The organism is Arthrobacter sp. Soil762 (genome assembly GCF_001428335.1).
Lineage (GTDB): Bacteria > Actinomycetota > Actinomycetes > Actinomycetales > Micrococcaceae > Arthrobacter.
Genome location: NZ_LMSG01000007.1, coordinates 58,152 through 73,682, shown reverse-complemented (window position 1 = coordinate 73,682; position 15,531 = coordinate 58,152). Strand labels below are relative to the sequence as shown.

Annotated in this window: 18 protein-coding genes and 1 pseudogene; 9 read left to right on the top strand and 10 right to left on the bottom strand. The window is 59.9% G+C overall.

The window, feature by feature from the left end:
- Positions 1-11: 11 nt before the first annotated feature.
- Both ASG77_RS07345 and ASG77_RS22995 read left to right on the top strand, forming a co-directional pair.
- Positions 12-342: pseudogene (locus tag ASG77_RS07345) on the top strand (recombinase family protein); the annotation flags it as partial.
- Between the two features lies 1 nt (position 343).
- On the top strand, positions 344-464 hold a 121-nt coding region (locus ASG77_RS22995; protein ID WP_442854233.1), incomplete at its 5' end, for a helix-turn-helix domain-containing protein.
- A 238-nt stretch (positions 465-702) separates the two neighbouring features.
- Here ASG77_RS22995 and ASG77_RS07340 read toward each other — a convergent pair.
- Together ASG77_RS07340 and ASG77_RS21170 are read right to left on the bottom strand one after the other, a co-directional pair.
- The gene (locus tag ASG77_RS07340) at positions 703-1,281 is read right to left on the bottom strand and encodes an ImmA/IrrE family metallo-endopeptidase (protein WP_056343196.1); all 579 of its coding nucleotides are present in this window, start codon (positions 1,279-1,281) and stop codon (positions 703-705) included.
- Between the two features lie 4 nt (positions 1,282-1,285).
- Complete coding sequence (locus tag ASG77_RS21170) at positions 1,286-1,660, bottom strand: helix-turn-helix domain-containing protein (RefSeq protein ID WP_082575883.1); 375 nt, start codon at positions 1,658-1,660, stop codon at positions 1,286-1,288.
- A gap of 123 nt (positions 1,661-1,783) precedes the next feature.
- Here ASG77_RS21170 and ASG77_RS07335 point away from each other — a divergent pair, with 123 nt between their 5' ends.
- From ASG77_RS07335 to ASG77_RS21740, 3 genes are read left to right on the top strand one after another with little or no spacing between them, the layout of a single operon-like run.
- A complete protein-coding gene (locus ASG77_RS07335; RefSeq protein WP_056343194.1) occupies positions 1,784-2,047 on the top strand; it encodes a multiubiquitin domain-containing protein in 264 nt (87 codons plus the stop codon).
- Positions 2,022-3,197, top strand: coding sequence for a ThiF family adenylyltransferase (locus tag ASG77_RS07330; protein ID WP_056343191.1), 1,176 nt, complete (start codon positions 2,022-2,024; stop codon positions 3,195-3,197). The genes ASG77_RS07335 and ASG77_RS07330 overlap by 26 nt, the downstream gene beginning before the upstream one ends.
- Positions 3,194-3,595: a DUF6527 family protein gene (locus tag ASG77_RS21740; RefSeq protein ID WP_156380213.1), complete on the top strand. Its 402-nt coding sequence runs from the start codon at positions 3,194-3,196 to the stop codon at positions 3,593-3,595. Before ASG77_RS07330 ends, ASG77_RS21740 begins: the two co-directional genes overlap by 4 nt.
- A 322-nt stretch (positions 3,596-3,917) precedes the next feature.
- Here ASG77_RS21740 and ASG77_RS07325 read toward each other — a convergent pair whose 3' ends face one another.
- The 8 genes from ASG77_RS07325 to ASG77_RS21165 all read right to left on the bottom strand — a co-directional run bounded on the left by ASG77_RS07325 (position 3,918) and on the right by ASG77_RS21165 (position 8,943).
- Positions 3,918-4,598, bottom strand: coding sequence for a DUF6338 family protein (locus tag ASG77_RS07325; protein WP_056343188.1), 681 nt, complete (start codon positions 4,596-4,598; stop codon positions 3,918-3,920).
- Positions 4,598-4,768 (bottom strand): hypothetical protein, encoded by a 171-nt coding sequence (locus ASG77_RS21735; RefSeq protein ID WP_156380212.1) that lies wholly within the window; start codon positions 4,766-4,768, stop codon positions 4,598-4,600. Before ASG77_RS21735 ends, ASG77_RS07325 begins: the two co-directional genes overlap by 1 nt.
- A 131-nt stretch (positions 4,769-4,899) precedes the next feature.
- On the bottom strand, positions 4,900-5,184 hold the full coding sequence (locus ASG77_RS07320) for a hypothetical protein (protein WP_056343185.1): 285 nt from the start codon (positions 5,182-5,184) through the stop codon (positions 4,900-4,902).
- Entirely contained in the window at positions 5,184-6,170 is a 987-nt protein-coding gene (locus tag ASG77_RS07315) for a caspase family protein (RefSeq protein ID WP_056343222.1), read from the bottom strand. The genes ASG77_RS07320 and ASG77_RS07315 overlap by 1 nt, the downstream gene beginning before the upstream one ends.
- A 6-nt stretch (positions 6,171-6,176) precedes the next feature.
- Positions 6,177-6,548 carry a TIR domain-containing protein gene (locus ASG77_RS07310; protein ID WP_056343219.1) on the bottom strand — a complete coding sequence of 124 codons (372 nt, stop codon included), beginning with the start codon at positions 6,546-6,548 and terminating at the stop codon, positions 6,177-6,179.
- A gap of 338 nt (positions 6,549-6,886) precedes the next feature.
- Positions 6,887-7,258: a hypothetical protein gene (locus tag ASG77_RS07305; protein WP_056343184.1), complete on the bottom strand. Its 372-nt coding sequence runs from the start codon at positions 7,256-7,258 to the stop codon at positions 6,887-6,889.
- Between the two features lie 15 nt (positions 7,259-7,273).
- Positions 7,274-7,582: a hypothetical protein gene (locus ASG77_RS07300; RefSeq protein ID WP_235564381.1), complete on the bottom strand. Its 309-nt coding sequence runs from the start codon at positions 7,580-7,582 to the stop codon at positions 7,274-7,276.
- A gap of 383 nt (positions 7,583-7,965) precedes the next feature.
- Entirely contained in the window at positions 7,966-8,943 is a 978-nt protein-coding gene (locus tag ASG77_RS21165; protein WP_235564379.1) for an ATP-dependent DNA ligase, read from the bottom strand.
- 161 nt (positions 8,944-9,104) lie between these two features.
- Here ASG77_RS21165 and ASG77_RS07285 point away from each other — a divergent pair, with 161 nt between their 5' ends.
- From ASG77_RS07285 to ASG77_RS07270, 4 genes are all read left to right on the top strand, one after another.
- Entirely contained in the window at positions 9,105-11,051 is a 1,947-nt protein-coding gene (locus ASG77_RS07285; RefSeq protein WP_056343174.1) for a type I restriction-modification system subunit M, read from the top strand.
- 83 nt (positions 11,052-11,134) lie between these two features.
- Positions 11,135-12,205, top strand: a complete 1,071-nt coding sequence (locus tag ASG77_RS07280) for a restriction endonuclease subunit S (RefSeq protein ID WP_056343171.1) — start codon at positions 11,135-11,137, stop codon at positions 12,203-12,205.
- Positions 12,202-15,324 (top strand): type I restriction endonuclease subunit R, encoded by a 3,123-nt coding sequence (locus ASG77_RS07275; protein ID WP_056343168.1) that lies wholly within the window; start codon positions 12,202-12,204, stop codon positions 15,322-15,324. Before ASG77_RS07280 ends, ASG77_RS07275 begins: the two co-directional genes overlap by 4 nt.
- Positions 15,321-15,530, top strand: coding sequence for a helix-turn-helix transcriptional regulator (locus ASG77_RS07270; RefSeq protein WP_200950690.1), 210 nt, complete (start codon positions 15,321-15,323; stop codon positions 15,528-15,530). The genes ASG77_RS07275 and ASG77_RS07270 overlap by 4 nt, the downstream gene beginning before the upstream one ends.
- The last annotated feature ends 1 nt before the right edge of the window (position 15,531 follow it).

The window sequence follows — 15,531 nt, the reverse complement described above, 5'->3', positions numbered from 1 at the left end:
TGAAAGACCTCCTGGATTTCGCCGGCGGACTGAACGACCGCGGCGTAGGATTCGTCAGCCTCACCGATGCGATCGACACCACCACGGTCTCCGGACGCTTCTTTTTCAATGTCATGGCCTCCCTGGCCCAGATGGAACGGGAGCTCATGATCGAACGTACCCAGGCCGGCCTGCAGGCCGCTCGCGAACAAGGCAGGGTCGGCGGCCGCAAACGCATCATGACGGATGCCAAGATCCGCTCAGCCCGAAAGCTCCTCCACCAGGGAACACCGCCCCGGGAGGTCGCCGACACCCTAGGAGTCTCCGTGCCCACCCTCTACCGATGGGTCCCGGCAACAGGCGNCCGAAAGCTCCTCCACCAGGGAACACCGCCCCGGGAGGTCGCCGACACCCTAGGAGTCTCCGTGCCCACCCTCTACCGATGGGTCCCGGCAACAGGCGTGACCGAGGCGCCAAAGAAGTAGTTCCTGCAGGTTGGTGTGGACGACTTCTGAAAAATGACTGCTGGTGCAGAGGACTATTGAGCAGAATGCACTTCCGTACAGGGCACTTCTGTCATTTCAATGTCCATACTCGTCTGCACTACCCCGGAATTCCGCGGACGCCTGTGCAGTCGAGTTCTGAAAACGACAGCAAGCGTTTCGAGAAAGCAGGCCAGGAGTTGGCGGCAGCCCATTCCCGACGCTCTACCTCTTCTGACTCTTAGCCGCCGACTCGTGCCGTTGCGTACTTCTTTGCAGCGCGGGCCGCCATGACGCGCGGCCCTTTCATTTGCATTTGGGCGAACTGGGTGCTGACGTTGAAGGCTTGGGCGACTCGTTGGTTGTCCCAGCCGTTGTACGCTGCTCGTCGTGCAGCGGCTTCCGGAACGAGGAGCTCTCCTGAGAGGTAGGTGGCCTGTTTTTCTTTCGTCGGATCGAACTGGCGTTTGTGATCCTCTCCCAGTAGTGCCCCGTTGAATTCGTGCTCCAGGAGAAGATGGCCGAGTTCGTGAGCGATGCTGGAGCGCCGTCGCACTGGTGCGTGTGTTTCGTTTTCTATGATGATCCTTGCCGATCCGATTGGTACAAGGGCTGCGGACCAGGTTGCGGTGCTGAGTGAGGTGAAATGCAGGATCGCTTCCGAGGATGCTCCAAACGACTGCAGGGACTCAACGGTATAGACGCGAACTCCGTGCTCTTCGCACAGCGCGTAAGGATCGAGGGCTTCGTGATCGCCAACCCCCAGGCTTGCGCGTTCGTCCCTTGCAAGCTCCTGCATGTATTTCAGTGTCACTCGCATGTCATTAGCCTCTAGCCGCAGCCTCTGCTCGGAACCGGTGCGCTGCTGCACCGATAAGTTGCTCGAGGTAGGTGACGTCTTCCTCTTTAAGGTCACGTCTTGCTCGCAGGAGCGGGGCAAGGGCAGCTACAAGTTCGGGCTCTTCTGCGCTCTCTTGATGAGTGCCAACATAAAAACTCTCTGCCGGCATCCTTAGCCACGTCGTCATCCTGGCAAAGGCAGACAGGTCGGGCTTCAACCCGTTTGCTATCCGGGACAGCGTCGATGGGCTCACTTCCAATTCCTTAGCGAGTTGTCTCCATGACAGGGATCGCTCGTTTCGTGCCGCGTCGAGGGCGGCGTATAAGACCTTTACGTCTACTCCAGGTGCATGGTCCACAGTTACTCCTAGGTCGGGTTGCTCGACATGTCGAACACTGTTAGTCTAACGCTAGACGGTGTTCGAAAAGTCGAACATCGTAATAAACTAGGAGCACCTTCCGGTGCTTGGGTTGGAGGAGCAATGGCTCAGGACAAGCAGGACAACGGCCACGCAACGGAGATCTACATCAATACCCGCCCCCACACTTGGAACGAGAACAAGATCTCGTACGCCGAGCTCGTGGCCCTCGCCTTTCCCGGTGAGCCGGTGGGGGAGCAGGACACCGTCACGGTTCGCTACAGCCGCGGAAATAACGGGAACGGAGCCGGTTCGCTCACCAGCGGCCATGATGTCAGCGTGAAGAAGGGAATGGTTTTCGATGTCGTCCGCACCTCTCGTTCGTGACCCTGACCTCAACAGGCTCCTCGACGACGGGTACGACGTCGTCGTTGAGGAGGGGCACCTCATCATTCGGCAGCTGCCGTTCGTGAACGAGGCAAAGGAGATCGGCTACGGATTTCTGACGTACCCCGTTACCGTTACCGGGGACCGAATCGTTTCCGGTACCGACCACAGGATCTGGTTCGGCGGCGGGACCCCGTGCGATGAACATGGAAACAGGCTGCCAATTGCTACGCCGGAAGCTCACGCCATGTCCGGCGGCCGCCAGGCCGGCTACATGCTCTCAAGCAAGCCCGGCCCCATAGGCTACCCGGACGAATACACAAAGGTCACTTCCTACGCCCGCATGGTCTCCCACCCGGCCCAGGCACTGAACCCTGCAGTGACTTTGACGCCGGGAGCAGCATGGCAAGAGGTAGAAAGTGGCAGCCCCTTCAATTACCTCGATACGGCGTCGTCCAGAGCTGGCCTCACTGCACTGAACTCACGTTTTGAAAACCAGGTCATCGCCATCGTGGGCTTGGGAGGAACGGGAAGCTACATTCTCGATCAGGTAGCGAAAACCCCGGTAAGGAAGATCCTCCTCATCGACGGAGACACCTTCGAGAACCACAACGCCTTCCGTGCTCCTGGCGCGCCAAGCCTCCAGACGCTACGAACGCGACCCATGAAGGTTCAGTACTTCGCCGACATCTATTCCCAGATGCACCGGGGAGTTACCCCTGTCCCGTTGTTCCTGGATGCAGAGACAACGCATGTCCTTGACGAAGCGACGTTCGTGTTCGTAGCAACGGACGATGCTGTGACAAAGCAGGAAATCACTGCTTATCTGGAAAAGCGCGACACTCCCTTCATTGATGTTGGTATGGGCATCGAAGAAGTTGACGGCAAACTCACGGGGCTTCTCCGCGTCACAACCAGCCTTCCTGGCCGCCGGGACCACGTCCACCAGATGAACCGCATCCCAGGGCCTGCCCCTGAGCGGGATGATTATGCTCGCAACATCCAGATCGCTGATCTGAACGCCCTCAACGCTCAGATGGCCGTCATGCGCTGGAAGCGGCACGTGGGTTTCTATGCGGACCTCACCAATGAAGGCTTCACGACCTTCGCGGTGGCCGTCAACGAAATCGCCAACGAGGACATCGCATGAGCAAGATCAGCCACGTCATTCCGGAATTCGTGGACAGCTTTCCCATGCCCATGTCCCCAGGGGTTCTGTACGTCTCGACGATGTTCAACAGCTGCGGACACCTGTGCTGCTGCGGCTGCGGAAACGAAGTAATCACTCCTCTGTCGCCAGCGCAATGGACTCTCACATACAACGGCCGTGACGTTTCGTTGGCAAAATCGATCGGAAACTGGACTTTGCCGTGCAAATCTCACTACTGGATCCGGAACGGACGGGTTGACTGGAGCCGTCAGTTCACCGAATCAGAAATCAGACTGAACCAGAAGAATGATCAAGCTGACCTGCAAGCCCTGGATAGGACACCAACAAGCCAACCCAGTTTCTGGGAGCGTTTGCGCCGAATCCTGCCCTGGTCCTAGGGGCCGTGAACCCAGCAGTAAGGAAATGAAGAATGGCTTCGGTTACCTGCCGGGGCCATTCTTGCGCCCGGCTGAAGCCCCCAGCACGCTGCTACCGCCATCCACACTTATAACGGCCGTTCGTGGTCGGACTTATGGAACAACTTCTGAAACAGCCAGGTTACGCGCCGCACCGCCAAAGTCGTCCGCCGGAGACTTGTCCCGCCAGGGCGTCCCGGTTCCAAGGAACTGGGACACACCCCAAGCCCGGAAACCTGACTTTGGAAAGCGGCTGTCAGCGTTTCTGATGTTTACGCCCTTTGGGCTGTGGGGCTTCGGAAGGCTACTCGTCCTTGGCGTATCCCTCAACGGCGATCATCTCGATTTCTGGACCCCTCAGAATGACCGAGCGCAGCGTCGTCGCTGCGAGTTCTGTGGGATTCTGCGAGTCGGCATGAAGGATCGGGGCGTGTAGGACCAATTCCCGGTCGGCGAGCTCGTGTTCAGTGCTGAAGGCTAGAAGGGGGCCAACCCAGATGTCTCCCGATTTCATTTGGACTCGTGCCACCGAAATATGGCCCTCTGGTGCTCGGGATTGAAGTACTTCTGTCCATAGGGAATGTGAGGAGGTTACTCCTGGTGAAAGCCACGTGAACCTTGCTTTAGTCCGGTCGAGCACGCCGTGGAGTTTCATCCCGATGTGCACGAAGAGGAAGCTGGACACCAGGTAGACAGCCAGGCTGGCGGCTAACTGTCGAGTGTGTGAGCCAAGGTACTGTGGGTCTCGTTTGAGGAGGGCTGTGACGTCGGGAGGGTCTTCAGGACTCAGGATGTAGAGCCAGAACAAGAACGCCAAGGCCCCTGCGAAGACGCCGATTACGACAGAGGCGACGACTGCCCGGCTGGCCTCGTAGAAGGCTGATTCTTTACTCCGTGTGTAACGTCGTCCCCGGACAAGCTCATAGTAAAAGCCGGGTGCGACGGTCAGTAGGAATACTAGGACGCTGAAGGCCGAAGTTGGCACTAGTCGTTGTCAGTGCCCGTCGAGGTGCTCGTGTCGCTTGTGCTGGTCAGGTTGGCGATGATGTCCGCTACCGACTGGTTTGACGCCGTCTCTTTATGGGATGAGACGGTGGAGAAGCCTTTTTCGATGACGTCGAAAGTGGGGGCAGGGCGTGTCTCTTCTTCGGCCATCTCGGTGGTCCTTCCTGGCAAGCTTGGGCGGAGTTTCCGCCATCGACAATTCTAGTGGGAGGTGCGACTCAAACTACGTTCTCAATCATTCCCGCCACGGCGGCGCTTAGCAGCGAAACGGACGTGTCGAGCTAGGCCTTTTCCTCGTTCGCTGCTTGCCTGAGCGCGGCAAGATACTCGAGAGCCTGTTCGCGGTCACTGCTCTTCTCCTGGTCCGAAAGCGCATCGTACGGTGTCGCGATCTGCCGTTCCCATCTTTCAACCAGGTGGGAGGGGATTAGCAGGCTCCCATCCTCAAGAAGGGTGCCCTGTTCGTGGAGGTACTTCTGCCAGTGAGCCCACCGCTCGTGTTCGACCGCGGCAGTGGCTTCCAAAGCTGCTGATGTGCCCAGGAAGTCCTGTGACTCGTGGGACATCAGATTCTTCTCTGCTTTACAAGCTTCCAGTAGTGCTCCCCGAGAACTGTCAACTCGCAGGCCTTGCTTTCCATCGCGGCAAAGTACATATGCGGGGCATCGACCGGGCGCACTAGATTGACCTTGACGTATTTCTGAAGCACTCCAAACGTGGCATTATTCGCTGGATCTGGATCAGCGACCGCGGGATCGACAAGCTGTTCCGCGGAGCGAACCGGTTCATAGGACGGGTCTAGGGGAAGTTGGTAGTCCGGGGCCGGAAAGATCGTGGTCAGCTGCTGCAGCTCTGTCAGTGCGATAGGGGGCTCGGTGCGTCGCAATGAGACGAAGGTTTTCACGTTCGTTTTGAACACGGGGCGCTGCTGCCACGGACCTAGGGACTGATCCACGTGGGCATACACGCTACCGGGAGTGATGTCTCCAACCAGGTTCGCTGCTGCACCGTTAAGAGCATCCACAAGAAGGTCCGTGAAAACCCCTGAACCGTCGGACGCCAACGCGTACTGCGTAGCGGTCGAGGCGGACAGGATGGTTACGCCGTCCCGGATGTCCGCCTGGTGCGCGCCAGCCGCGGCGTTCGCCACCGCGCCGCTGTGACAGCTGTCAAGGATGATGACTTTGTTCGTCGCGGGGGACTGGTTCGCCAATGCCATGACTTCATTCAGTGCAAGCCCGTCATCACCAGTTTGTGCGTCACTGGCGCAGAGGTACCCGCCTGTGTCCTCAAGGTATCCGTGCCCCGAGAAATAGAAGAGAGCGATCTCAGCATCACCGCTGAAGAGCTCCCGCACCGCCGCCTTCAACTCGCTACGATCAACCGTCGCGTTCGGCCCGGTGCTGGAAAGCAGCTTCGGATTGGCGAAATTCAAAGTGCCGTCAGAATGGCGCTCCAAGACGGAGTTGACGGCGTAAGCGTCGTTTACGCATCCGTGAAGCGGTTTGATGTGCTTGTAATAGTCAACGCCAACGATGAGCGCCTTGCGCACGCCCACCTATAGCGAGTCGATGAAAGTGCTGATGTTCGCGTCGCTCCATGCAGATGTGCTGACCCCTGCGATGCTGGTCCGGTCGTCAGAGTAGGCCCAGATCCCCTGGACAGGCTTGCCCTCTTCTTTAGCGCAGGCAATCTCCCACTCTTGACCCGACGAAGTCAGCGAGTTCTTACTTGCCAGGACAATCACTCCATCTGACCGCTTGATACGCGTGCGTACCTTGTCCTTCCAGTTCGCGTCATATGCTTCTTTCACCGACATATCGATGAACTCATAAGGCGCACGAGGCGACAGTGACTGACCCTTCAGGAAATCACGCTGCCGTTCATCCTCAATTGCAAATGCAACGAAAACTACCTTCGTACCAGCCATATCGATCTCCTCTTGAAGTAGGTCACTCACCCACGGCTCATCATAGCCAGCAGATCCGACAAATGTGCCCGTTAGGGATCGTCCGTCGTCAGATTCGGATTCCACATGCGCGGTCGCCTGTTTTCGAGGCCGGATTTCATATCCACTTGTTCACTTTCAAGGTTCCGTCGGGTCGCCGTGGTCTACGCGGGCGTGTCCTTTGGTGGGGTGATTTCCGCGGGGTCGAGGTCCGGTCTGGGGCGCAGGAATCGCAAGGTGTGGCGGAAGGATCGCCCGGACCAGGCCGTGAAAAGTGAAACATCCAACGCTAAGGCTGCCGGGACGGATATTCGTCGCCGTTATGGCCCGAACGCTTCCAGCGCCCGGAGCAGCGGGGGAGCGGGACCGTCCAGGGCGTCCACGGGACGCCTTCCCTCGAGGTGAGGGGAGGGCGTGATCATCCAGGCGCCGAAGTAGTTGTGGGCGATTTTCAGTTCCATTGCCCTGACGAACAGTGCCCGTACCGTGGGGTGGATCTGCCCGTTGTCTTGGAACTGGTAGCCGGGACAGAAGGTTCCGTCACTGATGAAAATGCGCACGAGCTGGCGCATGACCGGTTCGGGATCCCCGGTCTCGGTAAATAGTTTCGCGCGTACTTGGTCCAGAGCGGGGAGGGTGAATTCGTTCCGGATTTCCTCCCATACCGCCGGCGGGATTTCCCCGTGGCTCATCAGGAGGCCCGGTTTCTAGGCTGCGTCATCGAGGGAGGACAGGAGCCACTGCTCGCTCATGGGCCGGCGGCGGATTTCCATGGTCCGCAGCGGCGAGGCGCTGTTGATCCGCACCTGTACCCGCCATACGGTGATGTCCACGACGGCCGCGCCGACCGGTGCCCGGTGCCGGGTTTCCCACCAGGACTCCCGCTCGTACCAGCGCACGGGATCCGTCGCTACGGCCCACACGTGCCCGTCATGGCGGATGGCCAGCGGAGTCCCATCGAGGGTAAAGCGCACCGCCACAGGGGCCAAGGCTGTCTCACTTTGAACTGCCGTCACGTTTCGTTCTCTCTCCCAAAGTTCTGTTCAACGCCGTTTTTCGTGTCACTGCCGAGGCCCATACCCATGTCGAGCGCTGTATGGGGCCGTCCTGCCAGGACACCTGCACCGCTTTGGGTGTCCAGGAGTGGGCCAGCCCGTCCACGAGCTCGGCGCAGTCCTGGAAACGGATCCAGGCCTGCACCGGGATCCCGTGTACGTCGGTCTTGGAAGGCATATTCGCGAAATCCAGTTCCTCCGCAGTCAGCCCGATCGGCTGCGCACGCCGGGCGTACCTGCCTTGAAGCCGCCTGAGCTGATCCCGGTCCACTACCACACCTTTTAGAACTGAATTACTAGCAACACTCAGAAGCTACGAATCTATGTTCGAATACTACTCCGGTTCAGTGTGACGGGAGGGTCTGACAATCAGGGGTATGCCCCTTGGCGGGGGGATCGATGTAGAGGCGGGTTGCACGCCAATGGGGACAGCTTTGAGCTGTGCGGAGGGCTCCACCTGCCCAGTGGGCACAACCCGTCCATCGCGACTGACAGGGGTTACCGGTCCTTGATGTGCGGTGGGAGTTCGACGGCGGCGGGATCCAGCTCGGGTCTGGCGCGCACGAAAGACAGGGGATGCCGGAACGACTTGCCGGACCAGGCGACGTCAGCGTCAGGTGCACCGGGCCTTTGTCCTTACTGAATCTGTTCAGCGAGGTTTCGCTGATCTCTTCGGGCCACGGGTGCCCGGGCTGCGCCGGGCGGAGATGGCGGCCCAGCTCACGCCCTGCACGTGCTGAAAGGACTGTAGAGCGGCCCACGATCCGCAGCTGCCCATCAATGGGCAAGCCCGCGATGATCGCGTGGGGCTGCGTCAATGGCCCAATGACGGCGGCGCACACGACGTCCAGAACGTTCTTGTGCTTCAACTTCAACCAGGAGCGCGAGGCGTCATATGTCTGCGATCCTCCCTTGAAGACGAGCCCTTCAATCCCGGTGGCGGGAAGATCCCGTAGCCAGGTCTTTGCCAGTTCCGGGTCTGTGGTGGTGGGGGAGAGGGCCAGCGGGGCGGCCCATTCCCGGGCCAATTCTTCGAGCAGCTGCCGGCGACCGGCGAACGGGACACCGCGGACGTCCTGCCCGGCGACGGCCAGAACATCGAAGGCCGCGAACGCGGCCGGTAACTCCTTCACCAGCGCCGGCAGAGCCGCCCTGGACGTGACCATGCGCCGCTGCAGTGCCTCGAAGTCCAGCCGATCCCTGTTCCATATGACGGCTTCGCCGTCGAGGACGACACCGGGCGGGACCTGAGCTCCGAGGGCTGCGGCCAGGTCAGGCAGGACCCGTGTGAGTTCTCTGCCCTGCCGGGACCAGAGCGTCACACCAGGAGTGGAGGCCGCATGGACGGGGGACTGCTGTCCATGCCGAGTTCGCTGCAGGCTGTGGTGTCTCGCGGACACGGGCACGATGTCGTCTTCCTGGCCAACAGCCCCATGTAAAGTTTCTGATACAACGATCGGCAATTGAGTCAGGAAATACCAGCATGCCAGAATCCACGGCGACAACCACCAGTACGACTGCTCGCATCGTATGGGACACCGCGGACAAGTTCCTGCGCAACATCGTTGACGAAGAGGACTACGGAGACTATATCCTCCCGTTCACGGTGCTGCGCCGGCTGGAGTGCATGCTGGCCGATTCCAAGGAAGAGGTCCGGAAGTTCGTTGCCTCCCTTGGCGAGATGCCGCCGCACTTCATCGACATCGCAGTGAAGGAAGAGTTCAAGCTCAGCTTCTACAACGTCTCACCGCTTGACCTCGCCACCATCGCCTCGGTCGATGACAATGTCGAGAAGTCGCTGAAGTCCTACATTGACGGCTTCTCACACAATATCGCCGACATCTGGGTCTCCTTTGAGTTCGGCAGGCGGGCAAGTGTTCTCGCCGAGGCCAACAGGCTGCACGCCGTCATCAAGCACTTCTCGACGCTGGACCTGGCTCCGGGCAAACTCGAAAACACTGCGATGGGCGACGTCTTTGAAGACATCATGTACCGGGCCTTCAACAAGAAGGGGAAGGCTGCCGGTAACTTCTACACCCCGCGCGATGCGATCAAGCTGATGGTGGACATCCTGATCACCAATGACGACGACACTCTCGCCGGCGACAGTGCGGCACGGTCAATTTACGATCCAACGGCGGGCTCCGGCGGCATGCTGCTGATCGCCAAGGACGCGCTGACGAAGATGAACGACAAGATCGATGCAACGCTGTACGGCCAGGAGCTGATGGCATCGGCTTTTGCCCTCGGCAAGGCTGATTTGCTGATCCAGGGCGGCCGCCCTGATGCCATCAAGCGGGGCAACACACTGGTGAAGGACCTCTACGAGGGTCAGACGTTTGACTACGTCCTGTCAAACCCGCCCTTCGGCACCGACTGGTCAGCTGATGAGGCGTCTGTCCGTGAACAGGCCAAGGTACACGGATCGCGTTTCAGCCATGGTCTGCCCAGTATCAGCGACGGCCAGATGCTCTTCCTCGCCCATTGCGCCTCGAAGCTCAGTCCTGCTTCCACGAACGGCCAGGGTGGCCGGGCTGCTGTTGTCTCGAACGCTTCACCGCTGTTCAGCAGTGACAAGGGCCCGAACGGGATCAGGCAGTGGCTGCTTGAAGAGGATCTTATCGACGCCATCATCGCGCTGCCGACGCAGATGTTCTATGGAACCGGCATCGCCACCTATGTGTGGATTCTCGACACGAACAAGGACCCTGAGCGTGAGCGCAAAATCCAGCTGATCGATGGTTCCGGCCAGTGGGATCCGCTGCTCAAGCCCATGGGTGAGAAGCGGCGGATGATGCGCAAAGGAAAACGGAACGTTGTAGTCGAGGCGTACCAGAAGTTCGAGGACGCCGATCCTGCGATTTCGCGGGTGATGACGCCGGAGGACTTCATGTTCCGCGACGTGCCGGTCTTCAAGCAGGCCCGCTTCGCGACACGCTTCAGCGAGGAAGCCGTCGATGCACTGCGTGCACGGCGCGACTTCACGGACGCACACATCAGTGTGCTGAAACTGCTGGACGGAACGCCCTGGAACGAGCTGCCGGCGTCGTTCCCGCAGGCCGCGAAGGCTGCCGGCCTCAAGGCGCCACTGGGCCTCATCGACGCGGTCACGAAGGCGCTGGCGGTGGCGGACCACGCCTCGCCGCTGGCCATTGACCGCAAAGGCAATCCGGTCATTGCCGATGGATGGAAGATTACCGAGCGCGTACTGCTGAGCGAGGACCTCACCGAGCATATGGAGCGTGAGGTGCTGCCGTTCGCGCCCGAAGCTGTTTGGGACGAATCCAAGGCCAAGGCCGGCAATGAGATCCCGATCCCGCGGATTTTCTATGTACCCGAGGAACCGCGCCCGCTTCAGGACATTGACGCCGATGTGTCGCGTCTCATGGGCGAGCTTGCCGAGATGTTCAAAGTGGTGCGGGAAGCGTGAATGTTTCTCCCGGATGGCGTTCGGTTCCCTTTTGGTCGTTGTACCAAAGGCGGAAGGCAACGGGATTCCCACACGAGGAACTCTTGTCGGTCTACCGCGATTATGGAGTCATCAAGAAGTCTGATCGACAAGACAACTGGAACCGCCCCGGTGAGGACCTGGGGGCTTATCAGCTGGTGATGCCCGGCGATCTGGTTCTGAACAAGATGAAGACGTGGCAAGGCTCATTGGGAGTATCCAGGGATCGCGGAATCGTTTCCCCGGCGTACTTTGTGTACAGGCCACAAACTCCGGACAACCCCCGGTTCCTCCATTACGCGCTGCGGTCACGGCATTATGTACAGACCTACGCAAGGATTTCGAAGGGTGTCCGCCCGAATCAGTGGGATCTCCAGCCGGAATTGCTCGATCCTATGCGCGTGCTCCTTCCGGATGTCACGACACAGCAGGCTATTGCTGACCAGCTCGACGAGATCGATAGGATGATTACCAAGCTCAATGCGCTTTCCGCCAAGCTGTTCGAACACCGCCGGGTCAGTCTCGTCGAATTGGGCCGTCGTCTTGTTGCTCCGGGACAGAGGGTCAAAATTGGATTGTTGCTGACCAAGCAATCCAGGCCTGTACGCCCTGATGACGGGGTGGTAACTGCTTTCCGTGACGGACAGGTTGCACTTCGATCGCGTCGACGTGAAGACGGTTACACGATGTCCTCGCATGAGGCGGGTTACCAAGGAGTTGAACCGGGGGACTTCGTCTTCCATGGTCTGGATGGCTTCGCCGGGGCTGTGGGAGCTTCGGAGGATCGTGGCAAGACAAGCCCCGTATATCACGTGTGCACCGCAACCCATTTGACGTCCGAAAAGTTCATGGCATGGGCTTTGCGGGCGTTGGCCGCCAACGGATACATCGAAGCCTATTCATTCTCCGCCCGCCAGAGGTCCGTCGATTTTCGAAGCTGGGGAACTTTTGCGGGGATGCCAATCACATATCTTTCCCTTGAAGAACAACAAGGCTATGTCGATCATCTCGACAAAACGGCCGACGGGATCAACTCGATGCTTGCAAAGGTTGCTCAACTGCGGGAGGTCCTGACCGAGCGGTCGTCCGCCTTCTTCGGTGATGCGGTCACCGGCAAGAAGGAAGAAGTCGCATGAGCCACGCACAGCTGTTGGAGCTGGAGTTCGAGAACAACCTCTGCGCTGAGATCGCTGAGCGGGGTTGGCTGTATGAGGACAGCGGCAAGCCGGTTGGCTGGGACGCGGCCCTGGCGATGGTTCCGGACGATGCGCTGAATTGGCTCAGCACGCAGTACCCGGACGAGTACGAGAAAGCCGTGCCCTGGGACCTGGTCAATGGCCAGAAGGCCGAGGCCGAGCGGAAGCTGCTGGGCCACATCACCAAGGAACTGGCTAAAGCCACCAGGATGGATCCGACCACGGGCCATCCGGTTGGCGGCCTGCTCGGAGTCTTACGAAAGGGCTTCACATACGCACAGATCGGCAGGCCTGCGGCAAAGTTCGGGCCGATGATGGCGTTCCCGCCAGCGAACCCGAACCTGGTGGAGGTGGTTGAAGCAGCCGCGTGTGTGCGCCTGCGCATCCTGCGCCAGGTGCGCTTTGACACAACGAGCAACGAGAGCATCGACGTGGTACTCACTGCCAACGGCCTGCCCGTGGCGACGCTGGAGTTGAAGACCGACAACACCCAGACGGTCAACCACGCGATCCGGCAGTACAAGGAGGACCGAAAGCCCGGCAGGAACCGGCCCCTGCTTGCACCGGGCCGTGCGTTGGTGCACTTCGCGGTCTCCAACGATCTTGTCTACATGACCACCAAGCTCCAGGGAGGGGACACTGTGTTCCTGCCCTTCAACCAGGGCAATGACGGCCATGAGGGCAACCCGCCCTCGGGCACGGGCTCGTCGACGAACTACCTGTGGCGCGAGATCCTTGCCCGACCGATGTTCATGCGTATCCTCAAGGACTACGCGATCTTCGAGCCGGGCAAGACCGGCAGGAAGGAAGAGGGGAAGCTGGTCTTCCCGCGATTCCATCAACTGCGCGCCGTGGAGCGGGTGGTTGCCGACATTGAGGCCAACGGAACCGGCAAGCGCTACCTGATCTGGCACTCAGCCGGCTCGGGCAAGACGAAGACCATCGCCTGGCTCAGCCACCGGCTGATCCGCCACATGAGTGCCGACTCGAAGTCGACTTTCGACTCGGTCATCGTCGTCACCGACCGCACGGTGCTGGATGAGAACATCCGCGACGACATGAACCTCGTGCAGTCGAGCAAGGGGCTCGTGGTCACTGTCGGTGAAAAGTCCGGGGCGAAGTCACCGCAGCTGAAGAAGGCGCTGCTTGACGGGGACCACATCATCACCTGCACGCTGCAGACCTTCCCAGAGGTCATGAAGCTGATCGAAGACACCCAGGAGTTGCGCGGCCGGCACTGGGCCGTGGTGGCGGACGAGGCGCATTCTTCGCAGTCCGGCTCGGCGGCCCGCCAGCTCAAGGAGCTGCTCGCAGATGTAGAACTCGATGAATCCGAGGATGACATCAGCGCGGATGACCTGCTGCTGGCCAAAGACTCAGCCATCGCAGCCTCCAGCAACGTCACATTCATCGCCCTGACAGCGACTCCGAAAGCGAAGACGCTGCGGCTTTTCGGCACGGAGCGCGACGGCCGGTGGGAGGCGTTCGATACCTACACGATGGCCCAGGCGATCGAAGAAAAGTTCATTCTTGACGTGCTGTCCAACTACTCCACCTACGACATGTTCCTGCGGGTGAAGAACACGCTCGACGGCCAGGAATCCGAGAGTGAGATTCAGGTCATCACGGGGGAGGCTGTCACTAACATTGTCCGTTACGCGCGGCTGCATCCGACGGCCATCGCGCAGAAAGTCCGCGTCGTTATCGAGCATTTCCGGCGGAATGTCATGTCGCTGCTTGGCGGCGAGGCCAAGGCCATGGTGGTGACCAGTTCACGAATTGAGGCGTTGAGCTGGTCCAGGAAGATGGACGACTACATCGAAGCCCAGGGATACACAGATATGAGCACCTTGGTGGCATTCTCGGGCTCGCTCACCGACGAGGACGGCGAGAGCGTTACGGAGGTCTCCGTGAACGGGCGCGGCGACGTGGCCAAGGCTTTCCGGGAGGAAGGCTTCTACAGGGTGCTCATTGTGGCCAACAAGTTCCAGACCGGCTTCGATGAGCCGCGCCTTATGGCCATGTACGTGGACAAGAAGCTTTCGGGCGTGGCTGCTGTCCAGACGCTGTCGCGGCTGAACCGGAACTATCCGGGCAAGACGGCCCCGATGGTGGTCGACTTCCGCAATACTCCGGCGAGCATCCAGAAAGACTTCCAGCTGTACTACTCCGATGCGCACGTCGAGGGTGATGTTGACCCCAACGCGCTGATCACCATCGGTGAGCGGTTGGACACAGCCGGGCTCTACTCCCACGAGGAGATGGACGCAGTCGCTGACGCTTTCCTCACTCATGCTGGCGGGGAAGCCATCGACAAGGCTCTGGCGCCGATCAAGAACCGCTGGAGCGGTCAGTGGCGGCAGGCCAGGCTCGCGAAAGACAAGGCCCGGATGGAAGAACTCGGTGCTTTCCGTGCGGACGTGCTGAGCTACCGCAACGCCTGGCAGTTCCTGAGTCAGATTGTTGACTACCAGGATCCGGAGCTGCACCGCCGCGCAATCCTGACGACACTGCTGGGGCGCAACCTGCACATGGATGGCCAGGAGTACGACGACGGCTACCTCGAAGGCGTGCAGCTCTCCGGTGTCCAGTTTGTACCTTCGGCGATCAATGTGGACCACTCGTTGAGCGAGGGGAGCAGCGACAGCATCAAGCTGCCGGCCTTTGACGGGGAGCACCAGGGGGCAAAGGCGCCCAAACGCGGCCCGCTCGATGAGGCCATCGAGAAGGTGAACGAGATGTTCAAGGCAAAGGGCGTCGATGTGAGCCCGGGGAGTGTCTCCGGCTTCATCACCACGTTCTGGGGCTTCCTCGATGCCAATGAAGAGGCCGTGGCGATGGCGAAAAACAACACCGTCTCCCAGCTCAAGGCATCAGAGGGCTTCAGTGGAGCCGTCGGACTGGCAGTACTGAAAACCGTGAATGAGTCACAGGAAATCCAGTCGTACATGACTGACCCCGCGTTCCTCGGGCAGATTGCCGAGATTGCCGCGGAGGCGCTTCACGGTCAGCACCGTGCGGCTGATCCAGGGGCTGCAACGAAGGCCTCAGAGTCATGAGCGGCGCCGGGCAGATGGCTTTCGGAGACATCATCCGCGAAGCCCGAAAGGAGCACGGCTGGTCGCAGGCGGAGCTTGGCGAGAAATCAGGCGTTTCCCGTCCGACCATCGCCCGGGTGGAAGCCAATCATGATGTCACGACCACGACCATTGCCAAGATCGCCCAGGCCCTGGGGCTCACGCTGGAATTGAAAGGTCGTGCGTGAC